Origin of the sequence: Pseudomonas sp. NFACC16-2, from assembly GCF_900119205.1 — a bacterium.
In the GTDB taxonomy this organism is placed as follows: domain Bacteria; phylum Pseudomonadota; class Gammaproteobacteria; order Pseudomonadales; family Pseudomonadaceae; genus Aquipseudomonas; species Aquipseudomonas fluorescens_Q.
Genome location: NZ_FPIX01000064.1, coordinates 1 through 26203 on the forward strand (window position 1 = coordinate 1; position 26203 = coordinate 26203).

At 60.1% G+C, this 26203-nt stretch carries 25 protein-coding genes and 1 pseudogene; 20 read left to right on the plus strand and 6 right to left on the minus strand.

Annotated elements, in window-relative coordinates; genetic code table 11:
- Positions 1-153: 153 nt before the first annotated feature.
- Positions 154-1071 (minus strand): 50S ribosomal protein L3 N(5)-glutamine methyltransferase, encoded by a 918-nt coding sequence (prmB, locus tag BT116_RS28565; protein WP_072348968.1) that lies wholly within the window; start codon positions 1069-1071, stop codon positions 154-156.
- Between the two features lie 254 nt (positions 1072-1325).
- On the opposite strand from prmB, the gene BT116_RS28570 reads away from it, so the two are divergent.
- From BT116_RS28570 to BT116_RS28590, 5 genes are all read left to right on the plus strand, one after another.
- Positions 1326-1916 (plus strand): cysteine hydrolase family protein, encoded by a 591-nt coding sequence (locus BT116_RS28570; protein ID WP_003204493.1) that lies wholly within the window; start codon positions 1326-1328, stop codon positions 1914-1916.
- A gap of 130 nt (positions 1917-2046) precedes the next feature.
- A complete protein-coding gene (locus BT116_RS28575; protein ID WP_063324821.1) occupies positions 2047-2367 on the plus strand; it encodes a hypothetical protein in 321 nt (106 codons plus the stop codon).
- A gap of 73 nt (positions 2368-2440) precedes the next feature.
- Entirely contained in the window at positions 2441-2998 is a 558-nt protein-coding gene (locus BT116_RS28580; RefSeq protein WP_025214971.1) for a Smr/MutS family protein, read from the plus strand.
- A gap of 77 nt (positions 2999-3075) precedes the next feature.
- Positions 3076-3621, plus strand: a complete 546-nt coding sequence (gene folE, locus BT116_RS28585) for a GTP cyclohydrolase I FolE (protein ID WP_072348971.1) — start codon at positions 3076-3078, stop codon at positions 3619-3621.
- A gap of 313 nt (positions 3622-3934) precedes the next feature.
- Positions 3935-4306, plus strand: coding sequence for a glutathione S-transferase N-terminal domain-containing protein (locus tag BT116_RS28590; protein ID WP_072349002.1), 372 nt, complete (start codon positions 3935-3937; stop codon positions 4304-4306).
- An 85-nt stretch (positions 4307-4391) separates the two neighbouring features.
- Here the strand turns inward: BT116_RS28590 and BT116_RS28595 are convergent, their stop codons facing one another.
- Positions 4392-5558: an aminotransferase-like domain-containing protein gene (locus BT116_RS28595; protein ID WP_072348973.1), complete on the minus strand. Its 1167-nt coding sequence runs from the start codon at positions 5556-5558 to the stop codon at positions 4392-4394.
- Positions 5559-5639: 81 nt separating this feature from the next.
- Between BT116_RS28595 and BT116_RS28600 the strand changes: the two genes are divergently transcribed.
- The 5 genes from BT116_RS28600 to BT116_RS28620 all read left to right on the plus strand — a co-directional run bounded on the left by BT116_RS28600 (position 5640) and on the right by BT116_RS28620 (position 13966).
- Positions 5640-6077, plus strand: a complete 438-nt coding sequence (locus BT116_RS28600) for a MarR family winged helix-turn-helix transcriptional regulator (protein WP_072348975.1) — start codon at positions 5640-5642, stop codon at positions 6075-6077.
- A gap of 242 nt (positions 6078-6319) precedes the next feature.
- Positions 6320-7669, plus strand: coding sequence for an NCS2 family permease (locus BT116_RS28605; RefSeq protein ID WP_072348977.1), 1350 nt, complete (start codon positions 6320-6322; stop codon positions 7667-7669).
- Between the two features lie 63 nt (positions 7670-7732).
- A complete protein-coding gene (locus BT116_RS28610) occupies positions 7733-8362 on the plus strand; it encodes a LysE family translocator (protein WP_072348979.1) in 630 nt (209 codons plus the stop codon).
- Positions 8363-8483: 121 nt separating this feature from the next.
- Positions 8484-12200 (plus strand): calcium-binding protein, encoded by a 3717-nt coding sequence (locus tag BT116_RS28615; protein WP_072348980.1) that lies wholly within the window; start codon positions 8484-8486, stop codon positions 12198-12200.
- Between the two features lie 176 nt (positions 12201-12376).
- On the plus strand, positions 12377-13966 hold the full coding sequence (locus tag BT116_RS28620) for a hypothetical protein (protein WP_139209504.1): 1590 nt from the start codon (positions 12377-12379) through the stop codon (positions 13964-13966).
- A gap of 98 nt (positions 13967-14064) precedes the next feature.
- Here BT116_RS28620 and uraH read toward each other — a convergent pair whose 3' ends face one another.
- Entirely contained in the window at positions 14065-14418 is a 354-nt protein-coding gene (gene uraH, locus BT116_RS28625) for a hydroxyisourate hydrolase (RefSeq protein WP_072348984.1), read from the minus strand.
- 413 nt (positions 14419-14831) lie between these two features.
- Here uraH and puuE point away from each other — a divergent pair, with 413 nt between their 5' ends.
- The 6 genes from puuE to BT116_RS28660 all read left to right on the plus strand — a co-directional run bounded on the left by puuE (position 14832) and on the right by BT116_RS28660 (position 20623).
- Entirely contained in the window at positions 14832-15773 is a 942-nt protein-coding gene (gene puuE, locus BT116_RS28630; protein WP_072348985.1) for an allantoinase PuuE, read from the plus strand.
- Positions 15770-16285 (plus strand): 2-oxo-4-hydroxy-4-carboxy-5-ureidoimidazoline decarboxylase, encoded by a 516-nt coding sequence (gene uraD, locus BT116_RS28635; protein ID WP_072348987.1) that lies wholly within the window; start codon positions 15770-15772, stop codon positions 16283-16285. The genes puuE and uraD overlap by 4 nt, the downstream gene beginning before the upstream one ends.
- 54 nt (positions 16286-16339) lie before the next feature.
- Positions 16340-17335 (plus strand): allantoicase, encoded by a 996-nt coding sequence (gene alc / locus BT116_RS28640; protein WP_072348989.1) that lies wholly within the window; start codon positions 16340-16342, stop codon positions 17333-17335.
- Positions 17336-17480: 145 nt separating this feature from the next.
- A complete protein-coding gene (locus BT116_RS28645) occupies positions 17481-17993 on the plus strand; it encodes an ureidoglycolate lyase (protein WP_072348991.1) in 513 nt (170 codons plus the stop codon).
- Between the two features lie 181 nt (positions 17994-18174).
- Entirely contained in the window at positions 18175-19476 is a 1302-nt protein-coding gene (locus BT116_RS28655) for a urate hydroxylase PuuD (protein ID WP_072348993.1), read from the plus strand.
- 361 nt (positions 19477-19837) lie between these two features.
- Complete coding sequence (locus BT116_RS28660; protein ID WP_072348995.1) at positions 19838-20623, plus strand: outer membrane protein OmpK; 786 nt, start codon at positions 19838-19840, stop codon at positions 20621-20623.
- Positions 20624-20761: 138 nt separating this feature from the next.
- On the opposite strand, the gene BT116_RS28670 is transcribed toward BT116_RS28660, so the two are convergent.
- Complete coding sequence (locus BT116_RS28670) at positions 20762-21922, minus strand: patatin-like phospholipase family protein (protein ID WP_072348999.1); 1161 nt, start codon at positions 21920-21922, stop codon at positions 20762-20764.
- Positions 21923-21966: 44 nt separating this feature from the next.
- Positions 21967-22899: a lipid A biosynthesis lauroyl acyltransferase gene (locus BT116_RS28675; protein WP_072349001.1), complete on the minus strand. Its 933-nt coding sequence runs from the start codon at positions 22897-22899 to the stop codon at positions 21967-21969.
- A gap of 118 nt (positions 22900-23017) precedes the next feature.
- Here BT116_RS28675 and minC point away from each other — a divergent pair, with 118 nt between their 5' ends.
- From minC to BT116_RS28695, 4 genes are all read left to right on the plus strand, one after another.
- Entirely contained in the window at positions 23018-23755 is a 738-nt protein-coding gene (minC, locus tag BT116_RS28680) for a septum site-determining protein MinC (RefSeq protein WP_063324805.1), read from the plus strand.
- 200 nt (positions 23756-23955) lie between these two features.
- Entirely contained in the window at positions 23956-24768 is an 813-nt protein-coding gene (minD, locus tag BT116_RS28685) for a septum site-determining protein MinD (protein WP_058542331.1), read from the plus strand.
- Complete coding sequence (gene minE / locus BT116_RS28690; RefSeq protein WP_003179111.1) at positions 24768-25022, plus strand: cell division topological specificity factor MinE; 255 nt, start codon at positions 24768-24770, stop codon at positions 25020-25022. Before minD ends, minE begins: the two co-directional genes overlap by 1 nt.
- Before the next feature lie 101 nt (positions 25023-25123).
- Positions 25124-25759, plus strand: coding sequence for an RluA family pseudouridine synthase (locus BT116_RS28695; RefSeq protein WP_003204542.1), 636 nt, complete (start codon positions 25124-25126; stop codon positions 25757-25759).
- Positions 25760-25933: 174 nt separating this feature from the next.
- On the opposite strand, the pseudogene BT116_RS28700 reads toward BT116_RS28695, so the two are convergent.
- Positions 25934-26203 (minus strand): annotated as a pseudogene (locus BT116_RS28700) (IS110 family transposase); the annotation flags it as partial.

Below are 26203 nucleotides of genomic sequence, written 5' to 3' on the forward strand. Positions count from 1 at the left end.
GCTTGACCCATAACCCTGTGGCGAGGGGATTTATCCCCGCTGGGGTGCGAAGCGCCCCCAAACCTGCCCACGCGGTGTATCAGGAAAGTGGCGGGGGCTGCTGCGCAGCCCAACGGGGATAAATCCCCTCGCCACAAGGACAGTTCCATCAGCTCACTCGGGGCAAACCCGCGAAGCAAACAACCCCTGGTGCTGGCGGCACTGCTCGGCGCTGAACATGAACACGCCATGACCACCGCGTTCGAAGTCGAGCCAGGCGAAATCGACTTCCGGATACAGCGCCTCGACATGCACCTGGCTGTTGCCCACCTCGACAATCAATAATCCCTTCTCGGTCAGATGATCGGCCGCCTCGGCCAGCATCCGGCGAACCAGGTTCAAGCCGTCATCGCCACAAGCCAGGCCCAGCTCCGGTTCGTGCTGGTACTCCTGCGGCATGTCGGCGAAATCTTCCGCATCGACGTAGGGCGGGTTCGACACGATCAAGTCGAAACGTTGCCCCGGCAGACCGTCGAAGCCATCGCCCTGGACCGTGAACACGCGCTCGTCGACGCCATGGCGCTCGATGTTCTGGTTGGCCACTTCCAGCGCTTCGAACGACAGGTCGGCCAGCACTACCTCGGCCTCCGGGAACTCATAGGCACAGGCAATGCCGATGCAGCCGGAACCGGTGCACAGATCAAGAATTCGTGCCGGTTCCTGGCCCAGCCACGGCTCGAAATGCTTTTCGATCAGTTCGCCGATGGGCGAGCGCGGAATGAGCACGCGCTCGTCGACGATGAACGACATCCCACAGAACCAGGCCTCACCCAACAAATAGGCGGTTGGCACACGCTCTGTAATACGCCGACGCAGCAGGCGCTGCACATGGACCAATTCTTCGTCTTCAAGACGGCAGTCCAGGTAGCTGTCGGCAATTTCCCATGGCAGGTGCAATGCGCCCAACACCAGTTGCCGGGCTTCGTCCCAAGCATTGTCGGTGCCATGACCGAAAAACAGATCCTCCCCATGGAAACGGCTGACGGCCCAACGGATATGGTCGCGCAGGGTACGGAGACGGGAAGTGATCACGGCGGCAAACTCCAGAAAAATCGACGGGCGAGTCTACCAGTCAAACGCGGCCCCACCCAAACACGCCTGGATGACGAACGAAAAACCCCGGACCAAGCGTAGGAATTATCCGTTTTTTGATCTGCCTATTGAACAAGATGAGCATCTTGACAAGGCTGTAGGCCAGCAACGGCGGCCCTTGCGATGGAAGCGATTCACAGAACCGCTCAGCCAGAGGACAATGTCGCAAAAGCCCCACTCGAAGGAGCCCCAGAATGTCCGTTCCAAAAACGATGTTTCAACTCAGCGGCCGTGGTTATGCAGCGGCCAATCTGAGTCAAGCGACCCTGATCATCATCGATGCCCAGAAAGAATACCTCGCCGGCCCCCTGGCCCTGAGCGGCATGGATGCAGCCGTCGCGAACATCAAGCAATTGCTCGGTGCGGCCCGTGCAGCCGGTCGGCCGATCGTGCATGTGCGCCACCTGGGTACCCATGGCGGGCTGTTCGATCCACAAGGCGAGCGCGGGGAGTTCATTCCCGGCCTCGAACCCCAGGCCGACGAAACCGTGATCGAAAAGCTACTGCCCAGCGCCTTCCACGGCACCGAGTTGAAAAAGCGCCTGGAAGACTTCGGCCCCCTGGACCTGATCGTGTGCGGGTTCATGAGCCACTCCAGCGTCAGCACCACCGTGCGCGCCGCCAAGAACCTGGGCTTTCGCTGTACCCTGGTGGAAGACGCCTGCGCCACTCGCGACCTGCCGTACAAGGGCGGCGTCCTCAGCGCCGAACACGTTCAGCAGACCGAAATGGCGATCATGGCGGACAACTTCGCCACCCTGGCGTTGACCCGTGATTTCATCTGATTCGCCTTGATGAGCGGCCACTTTCGCCGCTCATCCGCAAAAGCCTCGCATTTGCCGCAATTGCCCTACCTTCAGGAACAACCCGAACATCTTCCGGTCGAAGGGCCGATACCCATTGAGGAAGGTCGGAATGAAGTTATCCGATGGTTTTGACGCACGTCGCTTGCGGCCCAAGGGCCCGAGCAACTGGCGGTTTCGTTTCGGCGCGGCGATCGCTGCGCTCCTGGCAACACTCGGCGTACTGCTCGCCATGGCCGGTGCGGCCAGCCTGCTGGGCCGCCCGCCCGCTCTGGGCGAATTGAATGCCACCCCACTGGGTTCGGCGATCATCCTGGCGATCGGTCTTTTCGTATTGTTGCTGGGCGTCTGGCTCTGGCGCCGCTGCCGCCGTCGTGCCCGCCAATCCCTGGAGCTGGCCATGGCTCCGCACCTGATGAAAAAGCACGACTGACCCGCCATCCGACGTTTTGTCGCGCCTGATCCCGCCAGAGTTGGGTAAACTGGTCGGCTTCGCGGAGGCTGACATGCAAGACGATGACTTTTCCCTGTTCAAAAGTGCGATCCAGGGCGTAAAACCGATCAAGCACGACCGTGCCGAGACCGGCAAGCCCAAGGCCGATCGCGCGCAAATCGCCAAGCTGCGCCAGGCCGCTACCGTGCGCACCGACGCCACGACCGTGGATGGCTTGTCCGATCAGTTCGTGATCGACGTCGGGCCGGAAGACGAGTTGATGTGGGCACGCGACGGGGTCCAGGAAAGCCAGATGCGCAAGCTGAAGGTCGGCCAGATCCCCTTCGAGGGCAGCCTCGACCTGCACGGCATGACCGTGGAAAAGGCCCGGGAAACTCTTTGGGCGTTCCTGGCCGAAGCCACGAAATTCGAAATCCGCTGCGTGCGCGTCACCCATGGCAAAGCCGTGCGCCTGGACGGTAAGCGGCCGATGATCAAGAGCCACGTCAACACCTGGCTGCGCCAGCACCCGCAAGTGCTGGGCTTCACCTCCTGCCAGGCGAAACACGGTGGGGCCGGGGCGGTCTACGTGATGCTCAAGCGCACCATGATGGAAGGTCGCGACGAATAGCCCTCGATTGCCGAGCTTGCAGCGCCGTGTCCGCCACCGTACCCTTGCCCTTTGCGTAAAATCCCACAGGTAGTTTCATGTCTCTGGAACAGAATTATTCCGCGATCCTCGGCCAATTGGGCGAGGACGTTTCCCGCGAGGGCCTGCTCGACACGCCCAAGCGTGCTGCCAAGGCCATGCAGTACCTCTGCCGCGGTTATGAACAGACCCTGGAAGAAGTCACCAATGGTGCCTTGTTCAGCTCCGACAACAGCGAGATGGTGCTGGTCAAGGACATCGAGTTGTACTCGTTGTGCGAACATCACCTGCTGCCTTTCATCGGCAAGGCTCACGTGGCCTACATCCCGAGTGGCAAGGTGCTGGGTCTGTCGAAAGTCGCGCGCATCGTCGACATGTATGCCCGTCGCCTGCAGATCCAGGAAAACCTCAGCCGCCAAATCGCCGACGCGGTCCAGCAAGTGACCGGTGCCTTGGGCGTGGCGGTGGTGATCGAGGCCAAGCACATGTGCATGATGATGCGCGGTGTGGAAAAGCAGAACTCCTCGATGATCACCTCGGTGATGCTCGGCGAGTTCCGGGAAAACGCCGCCACCCGCAGCGAATTCCTCAGCCTCATCAAGTAATCCGCCGCATGAAGAAAACCAGCATTGATCGCCTGATGGTGTTCATTCAAGAAAAATGATGGACCTGTGGCGAGGGAGCTTGCTCCCGCTCGGCTGCGAAGCAGTCGTAAACCGGTGGACGCGGTGTATCTGAGGCTCCGCATTTGGTCGGTTTTGGGGCCGCTTCGCGGCCCAGCGGGAGCAAGCTCCCTCGCCACAGGTATATCGATTGCCCTAAGTGAACAGTATTCCCATCGACCGCCGGTTTTTTTTCGCCTGTGAAAAATCAGGTAAGCTGCGCGCCCTCTTCTTCCCTGCCGCGAGGCTTAATACCGTGATCGTCAAAGCGCTTCGGGTTGGCTTGGGCCAGCTCATCATCTTCATCGACTTCATCACCCGCCCGGGCAAGAAAAAGCGCTCGGCCGAGGCCCAGGCGCAGGTCGAGCAGGCCGCTCGCAGCCTGACGCTGTATCAGTTCCACGCCTGCCCGTTCTGCGTGAAAACCCGCCGCACCCTGCGCCGCCTCAACGTACCGGTGGCCCTGCGCGATGCGAAGAACAACGCGCAAGATCGCCAGACGCTGCTGGAACAAGGCGGGAAGATCAAAGTGCCGTGCCTGCGTATCGAAGAGAACGGTGAGACCACCTGGATGTATGAGTCCAAGGTGATCATTGAGTATCTGGATAAGCGGTTCTCTGCAGCCTGACAATTTTCTACTGTGACTACTGGCCCTATCGCGAGCGAGCTTGCTCGCGATAGGGCCAGCAAGACCACCGCGAAACCTCCTGACATCAAGCCGCTTTTGCCGCCAACGCCTCCCGCACCACTCTCGCCAACCGTTTGAGTCCTTCATCCAGCCGCGCCGGGTCGATGTGGCTGAAATTCAAACGCAGGTGCCCTGGATGCTGGTCCGGCTCGGGGAAAAAGGGCTCCCCCGGCATGAACGCCACATCGGCAGCCAGTGCAGCGGCAAGCAAGGTGCGGGTGTCCAGCGGTTGCTTGAGTGTCAGCCAGAAGAACAGCCCGCCCTCGGGCACGTTCCAGTCCGCGAGGTCGGTGAAATGCTTCTCCAGCGCGGCCTGGAAGCGATCACGGCGGTCCCGGTAAAAATCCCTCAGCTCACTCAAATGGCGACGGTACTGCTCGGTGCCGATCCATTGCAGCGCTTGCCATTGGCCGATGCGATTGGTGTGCAGGTCCGCTGACTGCTTGAGTCGCAGCAGATGCGGGAACAGATCCGGGCTGGCAATCAAATAGCCCACCCGTAGCCCCGGCAACAGGGTTTTCGACACGGTGCCGGTATAGATCCAACTGGCCTTCTTCAAGCGACTGACGATCGGCGTGGCGCTGCCGCCGTCGAAGGTCAGCTCGCGGTAGGGTTCGTCTTCGATCAGGGTCACACCAAACTCGTCCAGCAGCGCCGCAACCGCATCGCGCTTGCCCTCGCTGTAGCGCACCGCCGAGGGGTTCTGGAAGGTCGGAATCAGGTAGATGAACGCCGGCCGATGCCGCTCCAGCCGCGCCCGTAACGCTTTCAGGTCCGGACCGTCGGCTTCCAGGGGCACCGTGATGCAATCGGCGCCAAACAGCTGGAAAATCTGCAACGCCGCCAGGTAAGTGGGCGCTTCCAACATCACTTCAGTCCCGACGTCGATGTGCAGCTTGGCCGCCAGGTCAAGGGTTTGCTGGGAGCCGCTGACCACCAGCACCTGACTCGCCTCACAGGCCACACCCAGCGCCCGCGCCTGGGCCGCCAGGGCTTCGCGCAGGGCGGGTTCGCCTTCGCTCATGCCGTACTGGCCCATGGACAAGGGCATAGCCGCCCATTCCACTTTCGGCAGCATGGCTTCGGCCGGCAGGCCGCCGGCGAACGACATCACTTCAGGGCGCTGCGCCGCCGCGAGGATTTCTCGAATCAAAGAACTTTTGAGGCGCGAGACACGTTCGGAAAAAGCCATGGGGTCACCTGTAGCGGGGCACGGGAGGAATGAGTCAAACTGGTTGACCGAAATTACGCCGACCCGTGTGGATACGTCAATATGCTTGACCTTAAAAACCCAACTTCCCAACAAATGGCCATGGAAGCGTTCTTCTTCGGTTACCAGGCGTTCACCGCCAAGGCCGATGAAATGCTCGAGCGCCGTGGGTTGAGCCGGGTGCATCAGCGCATCGTTTTTTTCATCGCCCGCTACCCTTCCCTGAGCGTGAAGGAGTTGCTGGCGGTTCTTGGCGTGAGCAAGCAAGCGCTGAACATGCCGTTGCGGCAACTGATGGAAATGCACCTGGTGAACAGCGTCGCGTCCGAGACCGACAAGCGTAAACGGCTGCTGGAACTGACGGCCGAGGGCGAGCGGTTCGAACAGGCGTTGCGGCGTGAGCAGGTGAAATTGCTGGAGCGGGTGTTTGCCGAGGCTGGGGAGGCGGCGGTGGACGGGTGGCTGGCGGTGAACCTGGCACTGGGGAAGTCCAGTGACTGAAGGCGTCTGATCCGACGCTATCGCCCGCAACGGCGATATATCCCTATTGCCCGACATTTCGTCGACAACACAGAAAACATTATTTGCATTATTTGTATACAAAAGCATAATTCGCTTCGTGCGAGTTCCTGACCAACAGGTCAACATACTTCGCCAGCCTTACCTGCCTCAGCGCATCGCAACCACCCCCAGGGCGTATGCGGTGCTGGAAATAACAATAAGACTCTTGAGGAGTACTCGCTGTGGAAAGCCGCAAACCCGAAGCCCGGACGTTGGACCTCTCGCCGCCGCTACGCAGTGGCTGGCTGGAGCGCATCTTCAAACTCAGCTTGCATGGCACCACGGTGAAGACCGAGCTGATTGCCGGCCTGACGACCTTCATCACCATGGCCTACATCATCTTCGTCAACCCCAACATCATGGCCGACGCCGGCATCGATCACGGCGCCGCCTTCGTCGCCACCTGCATCGCCGCGGCCCTGGGTTGCCTGCTGATGGGGCTGTACGCCAACTGGCCTGTGGGCCTGGCGCCAGGCATGGGCTTGAACGCGTTCTTCACCTACACCGTGGTCGGCACCATGGGCTACAACTGGGAAACCGCGTTGGGCGCGGTGTTCGTTTCCGGTGTGCTGTTCATGATCCTGACCCTGTCACGGGTGCGCGAGTGGCTGCTCAACAGCATTCCGGTGAGCCTGCGGTTCGCCATGGGCGCGGGGGTCGGCTTGTTCCTCGGGCTGATCGGCCTGAAAACCGCCGGGATCATCGTCGACAGCCCCGCGACCCTGATCAAGCTCGGCTCGTTGCGTGAGCCCGGCCCGCTGCTGGCCGCGGTGTGCTTCCTGATGATCGCCGTGCTCAGTTATCACCGTGTGTTCGGCGCGATCCTGATCAGCATCATCGCCGTGACCCTGGCCGGTTGGGGCCTGGGATTGGTGCAGTACAACGGCGTCATGTCGACACCACCGAGCCTGGCCCCGACCTGGATGGCGATGGACGTGGCCGGGGTGTTCAACGTCAGCATGATCAGCGTGGTGCTGGCCTTCCTGTTCGTGCACATGTTCGACACCGCCGGCACCCTGATGGGTGTTGCCCAGCGTGCCGGGCTGGTGAAAGCCGACGGCAAGATCGAGAACCTGTCCCGCGCCTTGAAAGCCGACAGCGCCTCCAGCGTGTTCGGCGCCATGGTCGGTGTGCCACCGGTGACCAGCTACGTGGAAAGCGCCGCCGGCGTGGCGGCGGGTGGCCGGACGGGGCTTACCGCCGTGACCGTCGGTGTGCTATTTATTGCCGCCATGTTCTTCGCACCGCTGGCCGGGATGATCCCTGCCTATGCCACGGCCGGTGCATTGATCTACGTCGCCATGCTGATGATGGGCGGCATGGCCCATATCGAATGGGACGAGGCGACCGACAGTATCCCGGCCATCGTCACGGCCATCATGATGCCCCTGACGTTCTCGGTCGCCGACGGTATCGCCCTGGGTTTCATCACCTATGTGGTGCTCAAGGCCGGCACCGGTAAACACAAGGAAATCTCCGTCAGCCTGTGGGTGCTCTGCGCGATCTTCATCGCCAAGTTCATCTTCTTGTAAGCGATACACCTAGCCACCCGCCTCATCCCTTGGATGAGGCTTTTGCACCTAAGGACCCACGCAATGAATCTGGAAACCTGGCTGTTGTTCAGCGGCGCCGCCTTGGTGGTGATCCTCATCCCCGGCCCTCTGTCGCTGTTGATGATCGGCAATAGCCTGAACTACGGCCTGCGTCGCTCGTACCCGGCGTTCCTCGGCGGCGTGATCGCCTCGATCTGCCTGTTGAGCGCTTCGGCGTTGGGGCTCGGTGCGTTGTTGATGGCCTCGGAGCAACTGTTCAGCGCCCTGAAGATTGTCGGTGCCCTGTACCTTTTTTATCTGGCCTGGCAGAGCTGGCAGCAATCACGCCAACCGTCCCAAGGCGCCGAAGTGCCCCAGGCCGCTGCCGTCCCACGCTTTGGCGCCCTCTTCGGCCGGGCGTTCGTGCTGGGCGCCAGCAACCCGAAGGACATCCTGTTCTTCGCCGCGTTCCTGCCGCAGTTCTTGAGCGCCGAGCAAGCGTTCCTGCCGCAACTGTTGATCATGATCGCCACCTGGACCGTGCTCGACCTGCTGTGCAAGCTGGCCTACGGTCTCGGCGCCCACGGCGCGGCGCGGTACTTGCGTACGGGAAAAGGCCAGAGCTGGTTCAATCGCATCAGTGCCGGATTATTTAGCGGCGCGGGTGCAGCTTCTCTGCTGTCCAGCCACTGACCCCGTCGTTTTTCATGGCGGGCTTTCGCAAAACACCGCAACAACCAATCGATGTACACCCTTCAGGAAAACACCTTAGATAGAGGGCCATTCACATCATCGTTGAACAAGGACGTTCACAATGACCAAGGTTTTCTATCCCTCCCCTGTTCCTGACGAGCACGCCGTAGTCATTACGGACCTGGGCTTTCATGCCAATGAGCACACCGTCGAGACACTCGACTTCAGGGTGGCCGATGAGACGCCGGTCAGCGCCGAACACAAACATCGGCAGGCCCAACTCGACGTCGTGGATAAACTTTATGGCCCGCTCTCTATCGGCACCGTGAAGGTGACCCGTTCAGCCCTGGATGCGTTGGGCGCCACGACCGATGGACAACCGCTGACAGGGGACAATACTTTTTTCCGCACCCCCAATCGCTTTTTCTTGAACTCGCTGCAGTTCAGCGCCGTTGACATCGAAACGCGTATGACGCTCACCAGCGATGTGGACGACTATCGGTTACCCACTTTGCTTTTCGAAATGGCGAGTCAACGTTCGCCCACGGCGCGCCCCTTGTTGAAAGAAAGTCCTGATACACAGGCTGAACCAACCGGGTATCGAAGCACGCTTGAAAAGCTTTTGAACGCCGCCCAGAGACTCAACCTCCATGCGCTCTCGCAAACCATGAGTTGGGTGAACCATGCGAAGAGCAACCTCCTCATCCCAACGGGCCTTGGCCTCCAGGCCTTCGGTATCTATAGCGGTCTGCGAGGCCTGCAGGACGCCATCCAGAACAAGGACGCTTACCAGACGGTCTTCAACGGGGCCGGCGTGGCGGCCGAGATGGCCTCGATCGGTGTCGAGGCAGCGGTGACCCGGCAAGCCACTCAGATGATCAAGGCCGGCCAGAGCGCCCTCAGGGATTTCGCCAAAACAGGCTTCGCCATAAGGCTCGCCCGTGGAAGCAGCCTGATCGCCAGCGTACTGACACTGCCTTTCGATATCATCGCCGCTGTCGACTCTTTCAAAGCCGCCGCCCGCGCCACCGGCAAGGAAGCCACCGACCACTACGTCAGCGCCGCCTTGAGCGTCACCAGTGCGGCCATGAGCTTGACCCTCGGCATCGCAGCACTGGCAGGTTTCAGTTCAGCCGGTCCTGTGGGCCTTGCCGCGGGGCTTATCCTGGTGGTGGGATCACAAATCTGGGGCGCGATTCGTCAAGTCGACGAAATCGACGACTATATCGAACTCACCGCGCACGAGCGCCTGCGCACCGGTTGGCTCGCTTTCTGGGCAATCAGCCCTGATAAAGACATCCAGGATCGCTACACCCTCGCCAAGGCGACCGCCGAACACACCAAGCGGCTGCGGGCCAATGCCTTGTACTTACTCAAGGGCCCATTGAAAGACAGCACTGAGGCGATCGTAAACGGAGCATTCACCGTAGAACTCGAACCGGTGACCTACACCACTTGGAATTGGTGGACGGGAGAACAATACCAGGCGACCACAGTGCGTCCCAGGATCAAGGACAGCGATGACTGGATCGACGCGCGCAGTGGCGTGACCGCCCAGACACCCGGCGCGGTCGTTGAACCGTCGGCACAAGACAAAGCTATCCACTGGTACCTCGGCGCTGGCAACGACACCGTTCTGGGCGTTGAGGACAAACCCAATGTCTTCCATTACGGCGCGGGGGTTAAAAAACTGACCGGCGGCGTGAAAGATGACGTTTTCATCTTCGAGGGCTCGGCAGAGCCTCTCAGTGGAGGACAAACAACAAATACCCTGGTGGGAGGCCTGGGCAACGATACGCTCATCTTATCGGGTCGCACCCGCAATAGTCAGGAGCCGCGCCTGGGCTATCAGGTCGACCTGGAGGCCGGGCACGTATCCGTCATCACTCAAGCCAGTCATCAAACAGAGAGCGAACACACTCCCCATGCGCGCCTTGAAGGCATTGAAAATGTCGAAATCCCCGAGGGCGGTGCCAACGTCATCAAGGGTAGCGCCGGCTCGAACGTCATTAAATCCCGCGGCAATGACTCAATCGAGGCCGGTGCGGGAAATGACCGGATTTTTCTCCTGAATGGAAACAACCGTAATGCAGACGGTGGACCTGGCGATGATGTCTATGCCATCGCACATAAACCCGGTTGTGTCTCCATCAGCGAAGATGGCGTAGGCAACAGCGTCATCGCTCTGGACTGGAGAGCGGACCTGATTGAAAGCTGGCAGATAGAAGAAGGTCATTTGGTTCTGACGTCCTGCTTCGATGCCAACGACTGGGCGCTTCGAAAAGTCATCATCAGGAACGTCTATGAAGACATCGATTATCCAAGCCCCCTACAAAACAATAAGCTGACGTTCATCACCCAGGATGGCTACCATTTGGTACCCGACCTGCCTGACACGATCGAGCACCGCGGTCCGCTGGACATTGAAGCCATCGTGGTGCAGGCAGGAACACCACGGAACCCGGCCATTCCCAATGGTCGAAGCGAGCAGCAGATCGCCCATGACAAAGACTCGAACTTTTACGTTTCACGCATCAATGAACTCACCACGCTCAAGGTCAAGCAGAAAAGCAAATTCTCCACCACCCTCCATCTGGACTATAGCGACGCTGAACTGACCCGTATCGAAGCCCACTACAGCGCCCACGCCACTCAGGAAGCCGAAGGGGATACCGTAAAATACGGCGAATGTGGCCTGACATTACACTTTGGCGTTCGCCGAGTCGTCTTGAAGAACCTGGCAAGTTCCGATGAACGTTATAGCGCGCAAAACCCGCAGACAGGGCGGCGTGCATTTTCCGCCTTGGGTTCGCATCACACGTTCATTGTGGTCATGAACGACGGCTCATCCTACCGCCTGGTCCAACCCTCGCCTGACTATGATCTGTTGCTGGACAAAACCTTCATCGGTAAAGACCCGGTCGAGTGGAAAACGGAAGCGTCACGGGCACTCACACCGACGAGAAAGCACTACGCCTACTTACAGCCCTTGGACAAGCATCCCCACTACATGCGCAGCTGGGCAACCTGCGCCCTGCTCACATCCCCTACCGAACAGACGGGCATCGAAGTGCTGATTGGCGAAGGCGCCACCTACCTTGTTCACTTGAGCCCGGACATGACGCTACGCCTGTCCACGCCGGGCGCGCTGGCCGGCGCCAATCCCCGGCTCCCCCGGGCCTCGCTATGGGAACTCGACGCCCGGCACCTCGGGCCGGTTGAGATCACATTTTCCTCCAACCTGCTGCGGATCGGCACAGCGATCATTCATCTTCCCGTCCATGAAGCGGAAGACCTTGTCGACCAGGTCCGCGTCATCACCGCACGAGGCGTTGTCCATGCTGTCGACAGCCTGTTCGAACGAGTTTATGTAGAAGCGCTCGATGGCCGGTACTTTGTCCCACTCGCCGATCCCAGCGCAGTATTGCCCAGCGAACTGTCCAGCCTGGCATCCGAAGAACTGAAGGTCCTTCACATTGCTGTCAAGGATGGGTCTCCCGGCAACTTGAGCTATAACCTCAAGACCCGCCAATGGATCCTCGACACCGATAAGTCCCGAGTCATCGAGACGGCGGACCTGAGAAAAACAGACCTGTGTGAACACGCCCTCCAGATCTATCAGGATCTAGCCCGCGAAGGCCTCAATCAGAGTCCGCCCATGAGTGATGACGCCCTTCGTTTGTTGCGCGGAAAGTGCATGGAACTGATGGAGAGCTTCACATTGGAACACTCGGTGATGTTTGCCCGGGCGCTAGCACTGAGCGCGGTCTTCGGCATAAGGCTTTCTCAACTGAATTGGCTCCTCTCGTGGACGGAGGCCCCTCCCGAACTTAACTAGCCTTCACGCACTTTCTTCGAAGATTTCTCACTCACGCCATATATATGTAGTGCACCTGCCTGTTGGTTTTCCACGAACATTCTCAAGCCCTGGGCCTGTCCGCCATGCGACAGGCCACTCGCTTCATGACCACATGAATCAACACTATTTTTCAAACTCAAGAACAGGCACTTTCAATGAGCCCAAGACAAAACACCCGGCCCAAGCCGCCAAAGTCGCTCCCCGATACACCGCACTCCAGCCGCGATACGACAGCGGAAACAATGCTCGCAAACCCCGTGAGGGGAGAGGGAATCGATCCACCATCCGTCTCGCCAACCGAGCACGCGATCGAAACGCCTGAATCTTTGCTCTCGACCATTCAGATATCCGAAATGGCTTCACCGGCCGCCATCCGTGCAGCCCCAGCCTCGGTATCGCTGGACGGTTACTACCTTTCACCCGAGCTGGTGCCCATGTTATCGGAGCCGGACGCAACGTCTGGGATCCGGACGTTCAGGACACGCACTTACGTCGAGCTTTCAGAGGGTGGGACGGTGCTGCTTGGACGCGATTCCGAACAGAACTACAGGGCCCGGTCAGGCATCGAACTCGTCGCCTCCGGACCACGCCTGGAGCAAGTGGAAGGCAGCCACCTATGGCGTCAGATTCCGCACCGAGAGGCGATGCACGACAGTGATTCCGATCTTGCTTCCACGCCCCATAGGCTATCGGATGATGAGGCGTCGCAAGTGGCAGCGCCTAAGCGTCAGCGCGCGACGACCTCACAAAGCGAAGCACCTGGGCAAAGCGCCCCGGTATTCAGTAAGAACTGGGGGATCGACCCAAGATTCATGGTGTCCGAGTTCATCACCCGCGACAACGTCCACTACAAGGTGGTGACGCGCAGCGACGCGCGAGAACACCCAATCGTCTACGTTCAGCCGCCCACTCATCCCACCTATGATTTTGACCTGTTGGAAGCCACCCTCCGGCATACGCCTGACGAGCAGCCCCGAGGCGCAATGCAAATTCCACCGGATAACCACTGGGAAATTGACGCCCGGCTTCCCTTTGAAAAACCACTGACGGCTTACGTCAGGGATTGTTTTCCAGAAGTCACGACAGTCACCTTGGAAAACATCGCAAGAAAGCAATTCGAACTCGCCAATAACGGACCTTTCGCCGATGCCGCGGGCTTGACCGCCCTGCGCCAGATTTTCAACGGCTGGAAAAACGCCGGCCTCGCGCCGCATCCACAATGGTCCGATCCGCTCTTGATGCTGCCGACGCTTCCGACCACCCCCTCTTCCAGAGGCGCTGCCCGCTCGATAACCCTGCCCGCCCCATTTTCGACGGGGACGCTGGAGCGGCTGGATTTTGATCCCATGCTGTTCCAGCGACAGTGGCTTTCTTTCCAGTCGACGTACACACCCGTGGAGTTCAAACGCTTTATGGCCGCCCTTCTGACCCGCAACGGCTACACGGTCATGGAGCCAAGCTCCTACAACAGTTTCCCGGCATTGGTATTCCAACGCGCCGAGCATGATCAGGTATTTTTCATGAGCCTGCATCGCACCAGGATCCCAAAGATTTCCCTGCCAACGTACTTGGACCCCAATACAGCCGGCGTCCTCCTGGAAAACCAGCTCGGCGAAGCCGCGGCGAAAGTCGTCAGGGACGCCCACGCAGCCAACAAAATCATCTGGCTCAAAGGCGGTACTGAAATCCGCCCAGGCATTGCCGACACGGTCTTCATCATCCGGGATGACAATTCCAGGCTGTAAATACGCCGCGCAAAAAAAAAGCCCGCAGTGTGAGCGGGCGAAAAACCAAAGAAGCTTTATGCGCAGTGGCTTCCAGGACCAGGCAGTTGCTTGGGGGCTCAACTGCCTCGATAGGTTGAATAGGCGTAAGGCGAAATCAGCAGGGGCACATGGTAATGCTCCTGCTCGGCCGAAATGCCGAAGCGCAGCACCACCACATCCAGGAACGCCGGCTCGGACAACTGGACACCACGGGCGCGGTAGTAATCGCCGGCCTGGAATTGAATCTGATAGACACCCGAACGGTAGTCATCGCCTTGCAGCAGCGGCGCATCGCAACGGCCATCGCTGTTGGTCTGCGCGCTGGCGACCAGTTGCAGTTGCGAACCCTCTACGCGGTACAGTTCGACCTTGATCGAGCTGCCCGGGCAGCCGTATGCGGCATCCAAAACGTGAGTAGTCAAACGTCCCATTGATTGTGCGTGCCTCGCTGCTGGGCAGTCCGGCGCGACGCCTCCTGAATCAGTTGAAAGACAAACCGCACCGTTTCGGAGCACGAAACGCCACGGCGATGAACGAATTAAGACATTTCAGAAGAAAATTGTACACAATAAAAAACAGATATTCAGTCTGCATGCGTTCCGACAAAGGTTCCTGCCCAATCTTAAGCCAAACCAAAGGATACGCCATTCTTCAAGCCATTAATTGACCAGATGGGCAGGTTTCTTGCAGTGTAGACAAACCAGGGACAGCGGTGAAAAATGCAAAAAACCAGGCTTACAAATCGCACATAAAGTTGTATACAATCACCCCATCGTCGTGACGCCAGCCTATGATCCATCGCCAGGGCGCCACCCACATGGTTCGAACAAGAAGGAAAACTGCAGTGAGCGCTGACTACCCACGCGACCTGATCGGTTACGGCAGTAACCCTCCCCATCCCCAGTGGCCGGGCAATGCCCGCATCGCCCTGTCCTTCGTGCTCAATTACGAAGAAGGCGGCGAGCGCAACATCCTGCATGGCGACAAGGAATCCGAGGCGTTCCTCTCGGAGATGGTCGCGGCACAACCGCTGCTGGGCGAACGCAACATGAGCATGGAATCGCTGTACGAGTATGGCAGCCGTGCCGGGGTCTGGCGGGTCCTCAAGTTGTTCAAGGCATTCGATATCCCGCTGACCATTTTCGCCGTGGCCATGGCCGCCCAGCGCCATCCGGAGGTGATCCGCGCCATGGTCGCCGCCGGTCACGAAATCTGCAGCCACGGCTATCGCTGGATCGACTACCAATACATGGATGAGGCCCAGGAGCGCGAGCACATGCTCGAAGCGATCCGTATCCTCACCGAAATCACCGGCGAGCGCCCACTGGGTTGGTACACCGGCCGCACCGGCCCCAATACCCGCCGGCTGGTCATGGAGGAAGGCGGTTTTCTCTATGACAGCGACACCTACGACGACGACCTGCCCTACTGGGAACCGAACACGCCCAACGGCAAGCCGCACCTGGTGATCCCCTACACCCTCGACACCAACGACATGCGCTTCACCCAGGTGCAGGGTTTCAACAAGGGCGACGACTTTTTCCAATACCTCAAGGACGCTTTCGACGTGCTGTATGCCGAAGGTGCCGAGGCGCCGAAGATGCTCTCCATCGGCTTGCACTGCCGCCTGATCGGCCGCCCTGCCCGCCTGGCATCCCTCAAGCGCTTCCTCGAATACGTCAAAGGCCATGAACACGTCTGGTTCAGTCGTCGTGTCGACATTGCGCGTCACTGGCAGCAGACCCATCCGTACCAAGGGGCTTCGAAACCAGGAGCGTCGAAATGACCGCCTTCCAGACCCTCAAGCCCTCGACCTTGAGCCGTGAAGCCTTCATCCGGGCTTTTGCCGACATCTACGAACATTCGCCATGGGTGGCCGAAAAGGCCTTCGACCTGGGCCAGGATCCGTCGATCGACCAGATCGAAAACCTGCATCAGCGCATGAGCGATATCCTGTTGAGCGCCGATCACGCCAGCCAGCTGGCCCTGATCAACGCTCACCCGGACCTGGCAGGCAAAGCCGCCGTCCAGGGCCAACTGACCGAAGCCAGCACGAACGAACAGGCCGGCGCCGGTATTCACCAATGCACGGCCGAAGAGTTTCAACGCTTCACCGAGCTGAACGACGCCTACAAGGCCAAGTTCAAGTTTCCCTTCATCATGGCGGTAAAAGGCAGCAACCGGCACCAGATCCTCGCAGCGTTCGAAACGCGCATCCATCACTCGGTAGACACCGAATTCAAATGCGCGCTGGCAGAGATCAACAAGATCGCGTTGTTCCGACTACTGACCCTTTAGCGAGCAGCCTCCTGCAAGCATCCCCAGCCAACTTATTAAAGGCAGACAAGAAGAATGAAAGCTTACGCCGTACCTTTCGAGAAGTTCGTCAACCTGGCCGACGCCCGCCTCGGCACCAAGATCATCTCGGTCACCGATGACTGGTTCGCCGACGCCAACCGTTTGTTCCAGCCGACCCCGGCCGTATGGAAGGAGGGCGTGTTCGATGACAACGGCAAGTGGATGGACGGCTGGGAATCGCGGCGCAAGCGCTTCGAAGGCTACGACAGCGCAGTGATCCGCCTGGGCGTGGCCGGCTCGATCAAAGGCGTGGACATCGACACCTCATTCTTCACCGGTAACTATCCACCGTCGGCCTCCCTCGAAGCCTGCTTCCTGACCGAAGGCGAGCCGGACGAAAACACCCAGTGGACGGAAGTGCTGTCGGCCGTCGAGTTGCAAGGCAACAGCCACCACTACCACGAAATCAGCAACGACCAGGCCTTCAGCCATCTGCGTTTCAATATCTACCCCGATGGCGGCGTGGCCCGGTTGCGGATCTATGGAATTCCGTACCGCGACTGGTCGGCCGTGGGCGACAACGAACAGATCGACCTGGCCGCAGCCCTCAACGGTGGCCGTGCCCTGGCCTGCTCCGACGAACACTTCGGTCGCATGAGCAACATCCTCAACCCGGGTCGTGGCGTGAACATGGGCGATGGCTGGGAAACCGCCCGTCGCCGCACCCCGGGCAATGACTGGGTGATCGTCGCCCTGGGCCATGCCGGCAAGGTCGAGAAAGTCATCGTCGACACCCTGCACTTCAAGGGCAACTACCCCGACAGTTGCTCGATCCAGGGCGCATTCGTCAAGGGCGGCACCGACAGCCAGATCGAAACCCAATCGCTGTTCTGGCGCGAGCTGCTGCCGAGCCAGAAACTGGAAATGCACGCCGAACACACCTTCGCCGAGCAGATCAAGGCCCTGGGGCCGATCACCCACATCCGCTTGAATGTGTTCCCGGATGGGGGTGTGAGTCGCCTGCGGGTGTTGGGCAAGGTAACGAAGTAAACACCGCACCTGTGGCGAGGGAGCTTGCTCCCGCTGGACTGCGTAGCAGTCCCATTTCGAGGGCCGCTTCGCGACCCAGCGGGAGCAAGCTCCCTCGCCACACAAGCTGAACAAACGACACAGAATTTTGGATAAGAAGACCAGCATGCGCACACTCAAGATCGAACCGTTGACCAAAGAAGCCTTCGCCCCGTTCGGTGACGTGATCGAAACCGATGGCAGCGATCACTTCATGATCAACAACGGTTCGACCATGCGCTTCCATCGCCTGGCGACGGTGGAAACCGCCACGCCGGACGACCAGGCGATCATCAGCATCTTCCGCGCCGATGCGTTGGAGATGCCGTTGACCGTGCGCATGCTGGAGCGCCATCCGCTGGGCAGCCAGGCGTTCATTCCGCTGCTCGGCAACCCCTTTCTGATCGTGGTCGCGCCACTTGGCGATGCACCTGTATCAGGCTTGGTCCGCGCCTTCGTCACCAACGGCAGGCAGGGCATTAATTACCATCGCGGCGTCTGGCACCACCCGGTGCTGACGATCGAAAAGCGGGATGACTTCCTGGTGGTTGATCGCAGTGGCACAGGCAATAACTGCGATGAGCATTTTTTCCAAGAGGATGAATCACTGATCCTCGCCCCCCACCAGTGGACGGAGTGAAAACTACTGCGCTCGGCAATACTGCGTTGAAAACTGACTCGAAATGCTCATTGACTAAAGTCAACTCCGCTTTCTCGCCAGTTTTCGCCTTGTCTTGCCTTCGCTCGCTACGTTTTCACACCGTCCCCAAGAGAAGGTCCGATCACGCGCAGACAAGCGTGACGGGCGAGAGGTAAAGACTGTGGAAGCACATATGCTGGAATGGCTGAACCTGAGCGTGCGCTGGGTTCATATGATCACTGGCGTGGCCTGGATCGGCGCGTCGTTCTACTTCGTCTGGCTGGAAAACAACCTCAATCGCGTCAATCCAAAAAGTGGTCTGGCTGGTGACTTGTGGGCCATCCACGGTGGCGGTATCTACCACCTGGAAAAATACAAACTCGCGCCACCGTCCATGCCGGACAACCTGCACTGGTTCAAGTGGGAAGCCTACTTCACCTGGATGTCGGGCATCGCGCTGTTGTGCGTGGTGTTCTATTGGAACCCGACCGTCTACCTGCTGGCCCCCGGCAGCGGCCTGAGCGGCCCCGAAGGCGTCGCCCTGGGCCTCGGCTCGTTGCTGGTCGGCTGGTTCGTCTATTCCTTCCTGTGCGACTCGGCCCTGGGCAAGCGCCCCGCCCTGCTCGGCGTGATCCTGTTCGTGCTGTTGGTCGCCGCCGCCTACGGGTTCAGCAAGGTGTTCAGCGGTCGCGGTGCCTACCTGCACGTCGGGGCGGTCATCGGCACGATCATGGTCGGCAACGTGTTCCGCATCATCATGCCGGCCCAGCGTGCACTGGTGGCGGCCATCGCCGAGAACCGCACGCCCGATCCTGCACTGCCGGCCAAGGGTTTGTTGCGTTCGCGCCACAACAACTACTTCACCCTGCCAGTGCTGTTCATCATGATCAGCAACCATTTCCCGAGCACCTACGGCAGCCAGTACAACTGGCTGATCCTGGCCGGGATCGCCGTGGCGGCGGTGTTGGTGCGGCATTACTTCAACACCCGCCATGACAGCAACCGGTTTGCCTGGACGCTGCCGGTCGGCGCCCTGGCGATGATCTGCCTGGCGTATGTCACCGGCCCCAAGCCAGTCTCCAACGCACCGGACGTGGCCAAGACGCCAGCCGCCATCGAATACCAGCCGCTGCCGGAAACGGCGGTGGGCGGTGGCGCAAAACCAGCGACGGCCCCGGCCGCACCGGCATCGGCGCCCACCCAGGCGACCAACGCCCAGGGCCCGTCGTTCGAAAAGGTCCACAGCGTGATCCAGGAACGCTGTTCGGTCTGTCACTCGGCCAAGCCCACCAGCCCGCTGTTCAGCGCCGCGCCGGCTGGGGTGATGTTCGATACGCCAGAGCAGATCCAGCAACAGGCCGCGCGCATCCAGGCCCAGGCCGTAACCAACCAGATCATGCCCTTGGGCAACATCACCCAGATGACCCAGCAGGAACGCGACCTGATCGGCGCGTGGATCAACCAGGGCGCGCGGACCAACTGAGCCGCGCCCCAAATTCGCCGCGAATGCGCCGTTGCAGGGCACTTGATCCCACCAGGACAAGCCCGTACCCTGCGCGGCCGTTCACACCCGGGCAGCGTAAAAAATCATCGAATCCTGACCGAAACGCCAGCTTATCCCGGCATCACGGGGGATATCGGACGTCCCTGGAAAACATCTTTTTCGACTGTTCCAAATAGCTGGACGAGCTTTTTTCGGGTTTGGCTCAGCTCTTGCTATCAGCATCTGCCACGAGCAAAAAGCTGACCGAACGGATGTTTTTATCCGTAGAAAAAAGCGCCACATCAAGAGCGCTGATCTGAAAAAAAAATGGCGGTACCACTTACCTTTGGGAGCAAACCGAATGAAACGTACATGCACCAGCCTGATACTCGCAGGCGCCTTGTTGGTCGCAGGCCAAGCGATGGCCAATGACCTGTTCCAATGGCAGAACAATAGTCTGACCTACCTGTACGGCAAGGATTTCCAGGTCAACCCGCGCATCCAGCAGACCGTGACCTTCGAACACGCCGATGCCTGGAAATACGGGGATAACTTCTTCTTCCTCGACCGGATCTTCTACAACGGCCAGGACGACCGCCAGTCCGGCCCGAACACCTACTACGGTGAGTTCAGCCCACGCCTGTCGTTTGGCAAGATCTTCGACCAGAAGCTGGAACTGGGTCCGATCAAGGACGTGCTGCTGGCCATGACCTATGAATTCGGCGAAGGCGACAACGAGTCCTACCTGATCGGCCCGGGTTTCGACCTGGCGATTCCCGGCTTCGACTACTTCCAGCTGAACTTCTACAACCGCCAGACCGAAGGTCCACGCGCCGGCGACAACGTCTGGCAGATCACCCCGACCTGGGCCTACACCATCCCCATGGGCTCATCCGACCTCCTGATCGACGGTTTCATCGACTGGGTGGTGGACAATGACACCAACTCCAAGGGCACCTACCACGCCAACCTGCACATCAACCCGCAGATCAAATATGACCTGGGCAAGGCGTTGAAGCTCGGTGCCAAGCAGTTGTATGTGGGCGTGGAGTACGACTACTGGAAGAACAAGTACGGGATCGAAGACAGCGACGGGTTCAAGACCAACCAGAGCAATACCAGCTTCTTGCTCAAGTACCATTTCTGATCCGACCCAGTCTCAGGCCCGCCATAGATCCTTGTGGGAGCGGGCTTGCTCGCGAAGACGACTGAACATTCAATATCAGTGCAAGCTGATCCACCGCTTTCGCGAGCAAGCCCGCTGCCACAGGGGCTCGAAATGGGTTCATCCCTGAGCCAACCCCAAAAACCGACTCAACGCCTCACGCTGCGCCAGTGCATCCTGGCGTCCCAGCTCGATCAGTTCGCTGCAATAGCCCGACTCGAACAACAGATAACTCAGCACCCCCGCGCCGCTGGTCTTGGTCGCGCCCGGCCCGCGCAAGAATAACCGCAGCGCACGGGGCAGTTCCTGCCGATGGCGGGCGGCGATTTCATCAATGGGCTGGCTGGGCGAAATCACCAGCACGTCCACCGGCGCCGCGCCGAGGGCGTGGGCCGGCACGTCGGCGGGCAGCAGGTGACTGAACCCGTTCAGGCGCTCAAGCAACTCGATGTCGCTTTCCAGGCTGTCAATGAACGTGCTGTTGAGCATATGGCCGCCGATCTGCGCCAGGGTCGGTTGCAGGCCGGTGTAGCTGCGCTCGGCGTGATCCTGACCACCCGCGCCACGGGGATTGCCGCTGACGCCGATCACCAGCACCCGATTGGCCCCCAGGTGCAAGGCCGGGCTGATGGGCGCCGATTGCCGTACCGCGCCGTCACCGAAGTATTGCGGGCCGATCCTGACCGGCGCGAACAACAAGGGAATCGCCGAGCTGGCCAGCAGGTGCTCCACCGATAACTGCGTTGGCACCCCGATACGTCGATGTCGCAGCCAGGCATCGATGGTCCCGCGCCCTTGGTAGAAGGTGACGGCCTGGCCGGATTCATAACCGAACGCCGTCACTGCCACCGCGCGCAGTTGCTGCTCGACGATGGCCTGCTCGATACCCGAGGCGTGGAATTGGGCCTGGAGCAGTTCGCGCAACGGCGAACTGTCGATCAGCGCCACGGGCAACTTGGCCCCCAGGCCCAACAGGCTGTGGGTAATGAAACGCGTCGCCTGGGCGATCACGCCTCGCCAGTCGCTGCGCATGACCTGATGGCTGCGCACCGCTTGCCAGAACGCCGTCAGCCGCTCGATGGCGGTCTTGAAGTCCATCGCCCCGCTCGCCAGGCTGACGGCGTTGATTGCCCCGGCCGACGTACCGACGATCACCGGGAACGGGTTGTCCGCACCGTCTGGCAACAATTCGGCGATGGCCGCCAGCACGCCTACCTGATACGCCGCTCGAGCCCCACCGCCGGAAAGAATCAAACCTGTAACCGGTTCAGCTGGGGTCATCGCAATGCTCCGTGCTCAAGGTGCTGAAAATGGCGGATATCGGCTCAACCGCGTTTGTCGTACAGCTTCGGCTCGCCCGGTGGACGGCTCTTGAAGCGCCGATGGGCCCAGAGGTATTGCTCAGGACAATCACTCACCGACTGCTCCACCCACTGGTTGATGCGGATGCAATCGGCTTCCTCGGTCTCGCCCGGAAAATCCGTCAGCGGGGCCTGGATCACCAGGCGATAACCGCTGCCGTCGGCCAGGCGTTCCTGGATGAAAGGGACCACCAGCGCCTTGCCCAAGCGGGCGAACTTGCTGGTGGCGGTGACCGTCGCGGCCTGGATGCCGAACAGCGGCACGAACACGCTCTGCTTGGCGCCGTAATCCTGGTCCGGCGCATACCAGATCGCCCGCCCGGCGCGCAGCAGCTTGAGCATACCGCGCACGTCGTCACGCTCCACGGCCAGGGAGTCGAGGTTGTGCCGCTCGCGACCCCGGCGCTGGATGTAGTCGAACAGCGGGTTCTTGTGCTCGCGGTACATGCCATCGATGGTGTGCTGCTGGCCGAGCAACGCCGCGCCGATTTCCAGGGTGGTGAAATGCAGCGCCATCAGGATCACGCCCTTGCCCTCGCGCTGGGCCTGCTTGAGATGCTCCAGCCCTTCGACATGGGCCAGCTTCGCCAGGCGCGAACGCGACCACCACCAGCTCATGGCCATTTCGAAAAAAGCGATGCCGGTGGAGGCAAAGTTTTCCTTGAGCAGACGCTTGCGCTCGACGGCGGACTTTTGCGGGAAACACAGTTCCAGATTGCGCCGCGCGATGCGCCGTCGGTCGCCGGCTACTCGATACATCAGCGCGCCCAGTGCGCGACCGACCCGCAGCAACAACGGATAAGGCAATTGAACGATCAGCCACAACAGGCCCAGGCCGCACCACAGCAGCCAGAAACGCGGATGAAAAAATGCAGCTCGAAAACGCGGGCGATCCATTACAGCTTCCATTAAGACATGGGCCGCGCATTCTACATTGTTCGACCCGGGTTGCGGCTGGCGGACGATCTCGTTATAAGTCTCGGCACTTTTAGTGACAAGCCGTTGTACGCCGACCATGAGCCAAACCGAACCGCTAGACCAAGATCCCGTGTTCCAGTTGAAGGGCAGCATGCTCGCCATTACGGTGCTGGAGCTGGCCCGCAACGACCTGGAAGGCCTTGACCGGCAGTTGGCGGCCAAAGTCGCCCAGGCGCCGAACTTCTTCAGCAATGCACCGCTGGTGCTGGCCCTGGACAAGCTGCCGGCCGGCGAAGGCGCGGTGGACCTGCCAGGCCTGATGCGCGTTTGCCGCCAGCACGGCCTGCGCACCCTGGCGATCCGCGCCAGCCGCATCGAAGACATCGCCGCGGCCATCGCCGTGGACATTCCGGTGCTGCCGCCGTCCGGCGCCCGGGAGCGCGTGCTGGAACTGAGCCCGGTCGAAGCCAGGAAAGTCCCGGAAAAACCACCAGAACCCACCATCAAGCCGACGCGCGTCATCACCTCGCCAGTACGCGGCGGGCAACAGATCTATGCCCAGGGTGGCGATCTGGTCGTGGTGTCCTCGGTCAGCCCGGGCGCGGAACTTCTGGCCGATGGCAACATCCATGTATACGGCCCGATGCGCGGCCGCGCGCTGGCCGGCGTCAAGGGGGATACGAAAGCCAGGATCTTCTGTCAGCAATTGAGCGCTGAACTGGTCTCCATCGCCGGGCAGTACAAGGTTTCCGAGGATTTGCGCCGCGATCCGTTGTGGGGGGCGGGCGTTCAGATCAGCCTGTCGGGCGACGTGTTGAACATCATTCGGCTTTAACGGATACTGCCGCATTTTCCAAGCATCTCTAAAACGAGCGAAAACGGCTTAAACGACGTAGGAAAAAGGATCAGGCAGTGTTTACCGGAGGTAGACCCCGTCCGACATCCGATTCCAGCCAAGCCTGTCCAATTGCAGCCGTTTTCCAGAGATGTTTTTCAGGGGCTGAAAAAGTCCTTTTTCCTTAGGGGTGAAACACCTTGGCCAAGATTCTCGTGGTTACATCCGGCAAGGGTGGTGTGGGTAAGACCACCACCAGCGCCGCTATCGGTACCGGTCTCGCTCTGCGCGGCCACAAGACAGTCATCGTCGACTTCGACGTCGGCCTGCGTAACCTGGACCTGATCATGGGTTGCGAGCGTCGCGTGGTCTATGACTTCGTCAACGTCGTCAACGGTGAAGCGAACCTGCAACAAGCCCTGATCAAGGACAAGCGCCTTGAGAACCTCTACGTGCTGGCCGCCAGCCAGACCCGCGACAAAGACGCGCTGACCCAGGAAGGCGTGGAAAAAGTCCTGATGCAACTCAAGGAAGACTTCGAGTTCGTGGTCTGCGACTCCCCGGCCGGTATCGAGAAAGGTGCCCACCTGGCCATGTACTTCGCCGATGAGGCGATTGTCGTGACCAACCCGGAAGTGTCGTCGGTCCGCGACTCCGACCGCATGCTGGGCCTGCTGGCAAGCAAATCCCGCCGCGCCGAAAAGGGCGAAGAGCCGATCAAGGAACACCTGCTGCTGACTCGCTATAACCCACAACGGGTCAGCGACGGCGAAATGCTCGGCGTCGAAGACGTCAAGGAAATCCTCGCCGTCACCCTGCTGGGCGTGATTCCGGAATCCCAAGCGGTACTCAAAGCCTCCAACTCCGGCGTGCCGGTGATTCTCGACGACCAGAGCGACGCCGGCCAGGCATATAGCGATGCCGTCGATCGCCTGCTGGGCAAAACCGTAGCGCATCGATTCCTCGATGTAACGAAGAAAGGTTTCTTCGAGCGCCTGTTTGGAGGTAGGTAATGAACCTTTTTGACTTCTTTCGTGCCAACAAAAAGCCCAGTACCGCCTCGGTCGCGAAAGAGCGTCTACAGATCATCGTGGCGCACGAACGCGGCCAACGCAGCACCCCTGACTACCTGCCGGCCTTGCAGAAGGAACTGGTGGAAGTGATCCGCAAATACGTCAACATCGGTAGCGATGACGTGCACGTGGCACTGGAAAGCCAGGGCAGTTGCTCGATCCTGGAACTCAATATCACCCTGCCGGATCGCTGATCGCCCCGGCGGGAGCCACGGCGGCTCGGGTCCTTCTCCTCCCCCCTTGGGTTTGAGAAGGACCCGAGCCGCCGTTGGCGTTTGTAACGAGACTGTTTTCAATGCCCCTGTCCAACATCCGCATCATTCATCAGGACGCCGCGGTCCTGGTGGTCGACAAGCCGACCCTGTTGCTTTCCGTGCCCGGCCGGGCCGACGACAACAAGGACTGCCTGATCACCCGCCTGCAGGAAAACGGCTATCCGGAAGCCCGAATCGTGCACCGACTGGACTGGGAAACCTCCGGCATCATCCTGTTGGCCCGCGACCCGGACACTCATCGTGAACTGTCCCGGCAATTTCATGATCGCGAAACCGAAAAGGCCTACACGGCGTTGTGCTGGGGCCAACCGGAACTGGACAGCGGCAGCATCGACCTGCCCTTGCGCTACGACCCGCCGACCAAACCCCGGCATGTGGTGGACCATGAGCACGGCAAACACGCCCTGACCTTCTGGCGCGTACTGGAACGTTGCGGCGATTGGTGCCGGGTCGAGCTGACGCCGATCACCGGGCGCTCGCACCAATTGCGCGTGCACATGCTGTCCATCGGTCATCCGCTGCTGGGCGACGGGCTCTACGCCCATCCGCAGGCCCTCGCTGCCTGGCCACGCCTGTGCCTGCACGCCAGCATGCTGAGCTTCACCCATCCGCAAAGCGGCGAGCGCCTGCGCTTCGAGTGCCCGGCACCGTTCTGAAAAACACCACCGATCCCTGTGGTGAGGGGATTTATCCCCGCTGGGCCGCGAAGCGGCCCTAGAGACTGACACCTCGGAAAGTCTGCTTGGGTTGCTGCTGTTGGGGCTGCTGCGCCGCCCAGCGGGAGCAAGCTCTCATCAAACAAAATACAACCCTCTGTTTTTAAAAAGCTTTTAAGCTGCATCGACCACCCTCATACCCAACTTAGTAGCCTTGCGTTGCAAGGCTCTAATTTGGCGATTACGACTTTGGGCCTCAAACTCCTCTATGCCTTTTTCCACATAAGGCTGTCCTTTGGTCAGCATGGCGTAGATCAACCGGGCCAGTTGATGGGCGGTAGCTTTGATCGCGCATGAGGTATCCATGCGGGCCAGTCTGGCGCGGTGACTGGCGCCAATAAAGCTCTTGTCGTTACGGGCACTGGAAGCAGCCTGCTTCAGGGC

Excerpts from the sequence above, each read along its gene's own strand:
- BT116_RS28570 (WP_003204493.1), top strand. The coding sequence starts at position 1,326 with ATGTCCGTTCCAAAAACGATGTTTCAACTCAGCGGCCGTGGTTATGCA.
- BT116_RS28575 (WP_063324821.1), top strand. The coding sequence starts at position 2,047 with ATGAAGTTATCCGATGGTTTTGACGCACGTCGCTTGCGGCCCAAGGGC.
- BT116_RS28580 (WP_025214971.1), top strand. The coding sequence starts at position 2,441 with ATGCAAGACGATGACTTTTCCCTGTTCAAAAGTGCGATCCAGGGCGTA.
- folE (WP_072348971.1), top strand. The coding sequence starts at position 3,076 with ATGTCTCTGGAACAGAATTATTCCGCGATCCTCGGCCAATTGGGCGAG.
- BT116_RS28595 (WP_072348973.1), bottom strand. The coding sequence starts at position 5,558 with ATGGCTTTTTCCGAACGTGTCTCGCGCCTCAAAAGTTCTTTGATTCGA.
- BT116_RS28600 (WP_072348975.1), top strand. The coding sequence starts at position 5,640 with ATGCTTGACCTTAAAAACCCAACTTCCCAACAAATGGCCATGGAAGCG.
- BT116_RS28610 (WP_072348979.1), top strand. The coding sequence starts at position 7,733 with ATGAATCTGGAAACCTGGCTGTTGTTCAGCGGCGCCGCCTTGGTGGTG.
- BT116_RS28615 (WP_072348980.1), top strand. The coding sequence starts at position 8,484 with ATGACCAAGGTTTTCTATCCCTCCCCTGTTCCTGACGAGCACGCCGTA.
- BT116_RS28620 (WP_139209504.1), top strand. The coding sequence starts at position 12,377 with ATGAGCCCAAGACAAAACACCCGGCCCAAGCCGCCAAAGTCGCTCCCC.
- uraH (WP_072348984.1), bottom strand. The coding sequence starts at position 14,418 with ATGGGACGTTTGACTACTCACGTTTTGGATGCCGCATACGGCTGCCCG.
- uraD (WP_072348987.1), top strand. The coding sequence starts at position 15,770 with ATGACCGCCTTCCAGACCCTCAAGCCCTCGACCTTGAGCCGTGAAGCC.
- alc (WP_072348989.1), top strand. The coding sequence starts at position 16,340 with ATGAAAGCTTACGCCGTACCTTTCGAGAAGTTCGTCAACCTGGCCGAC.
- BT116_RS28645 (WP_072348991.1), top strand. The coding sequence starts at position 17,481 with ATGCGCACACTCAAGATCGAACCGTTGACCAAAGAAGCCTTCGCCCCG.
- BT116_RS28660 (WP_072348995.1), top strand. The coding sequence starts at position 19,838 with ATGAAACGTACATGCACCAGCCTGATACTCGCAGGCGCCTTGTTGGTC.
- BT116_RS28670 (WP_072348999.1), bottom strand. The coding sequence starts at position 21,922 with ATGACCCCAGCTGAACCGGTTACAGGTTTGATTCTTTCCGGCGGTGGG.
- BT116_RS28675 (WP_072349001.1), bottom strand. The coding sequence starts at position 22,899 with ATGGATCGCCCGCGTTTTCGAGCTGCATTTTTTCATCCGCGTTTCTGG.
- minC (WP_063324805.1), top strand. The coding sequence starts at position 23,018 with ATGAGCCAAACCGAACCGCTAGACCAAGATCCCGTGTTCCAGTTGAAG.
- minE (WP_003179111.1), top strand. The coding sequence starts at position 24,768 with ATGAACCTTTTTGACTTCTTTCGTGCCAACAAAAAGCCCAGTACCGCC.
- BT116_RS28695 (WP_003204542.1), top strand. The coding sequence starts at position 25,124 with ATGCCCCTGTCCAACATCCGCATCATTCATCAGGACGCCGCGGTCCTG.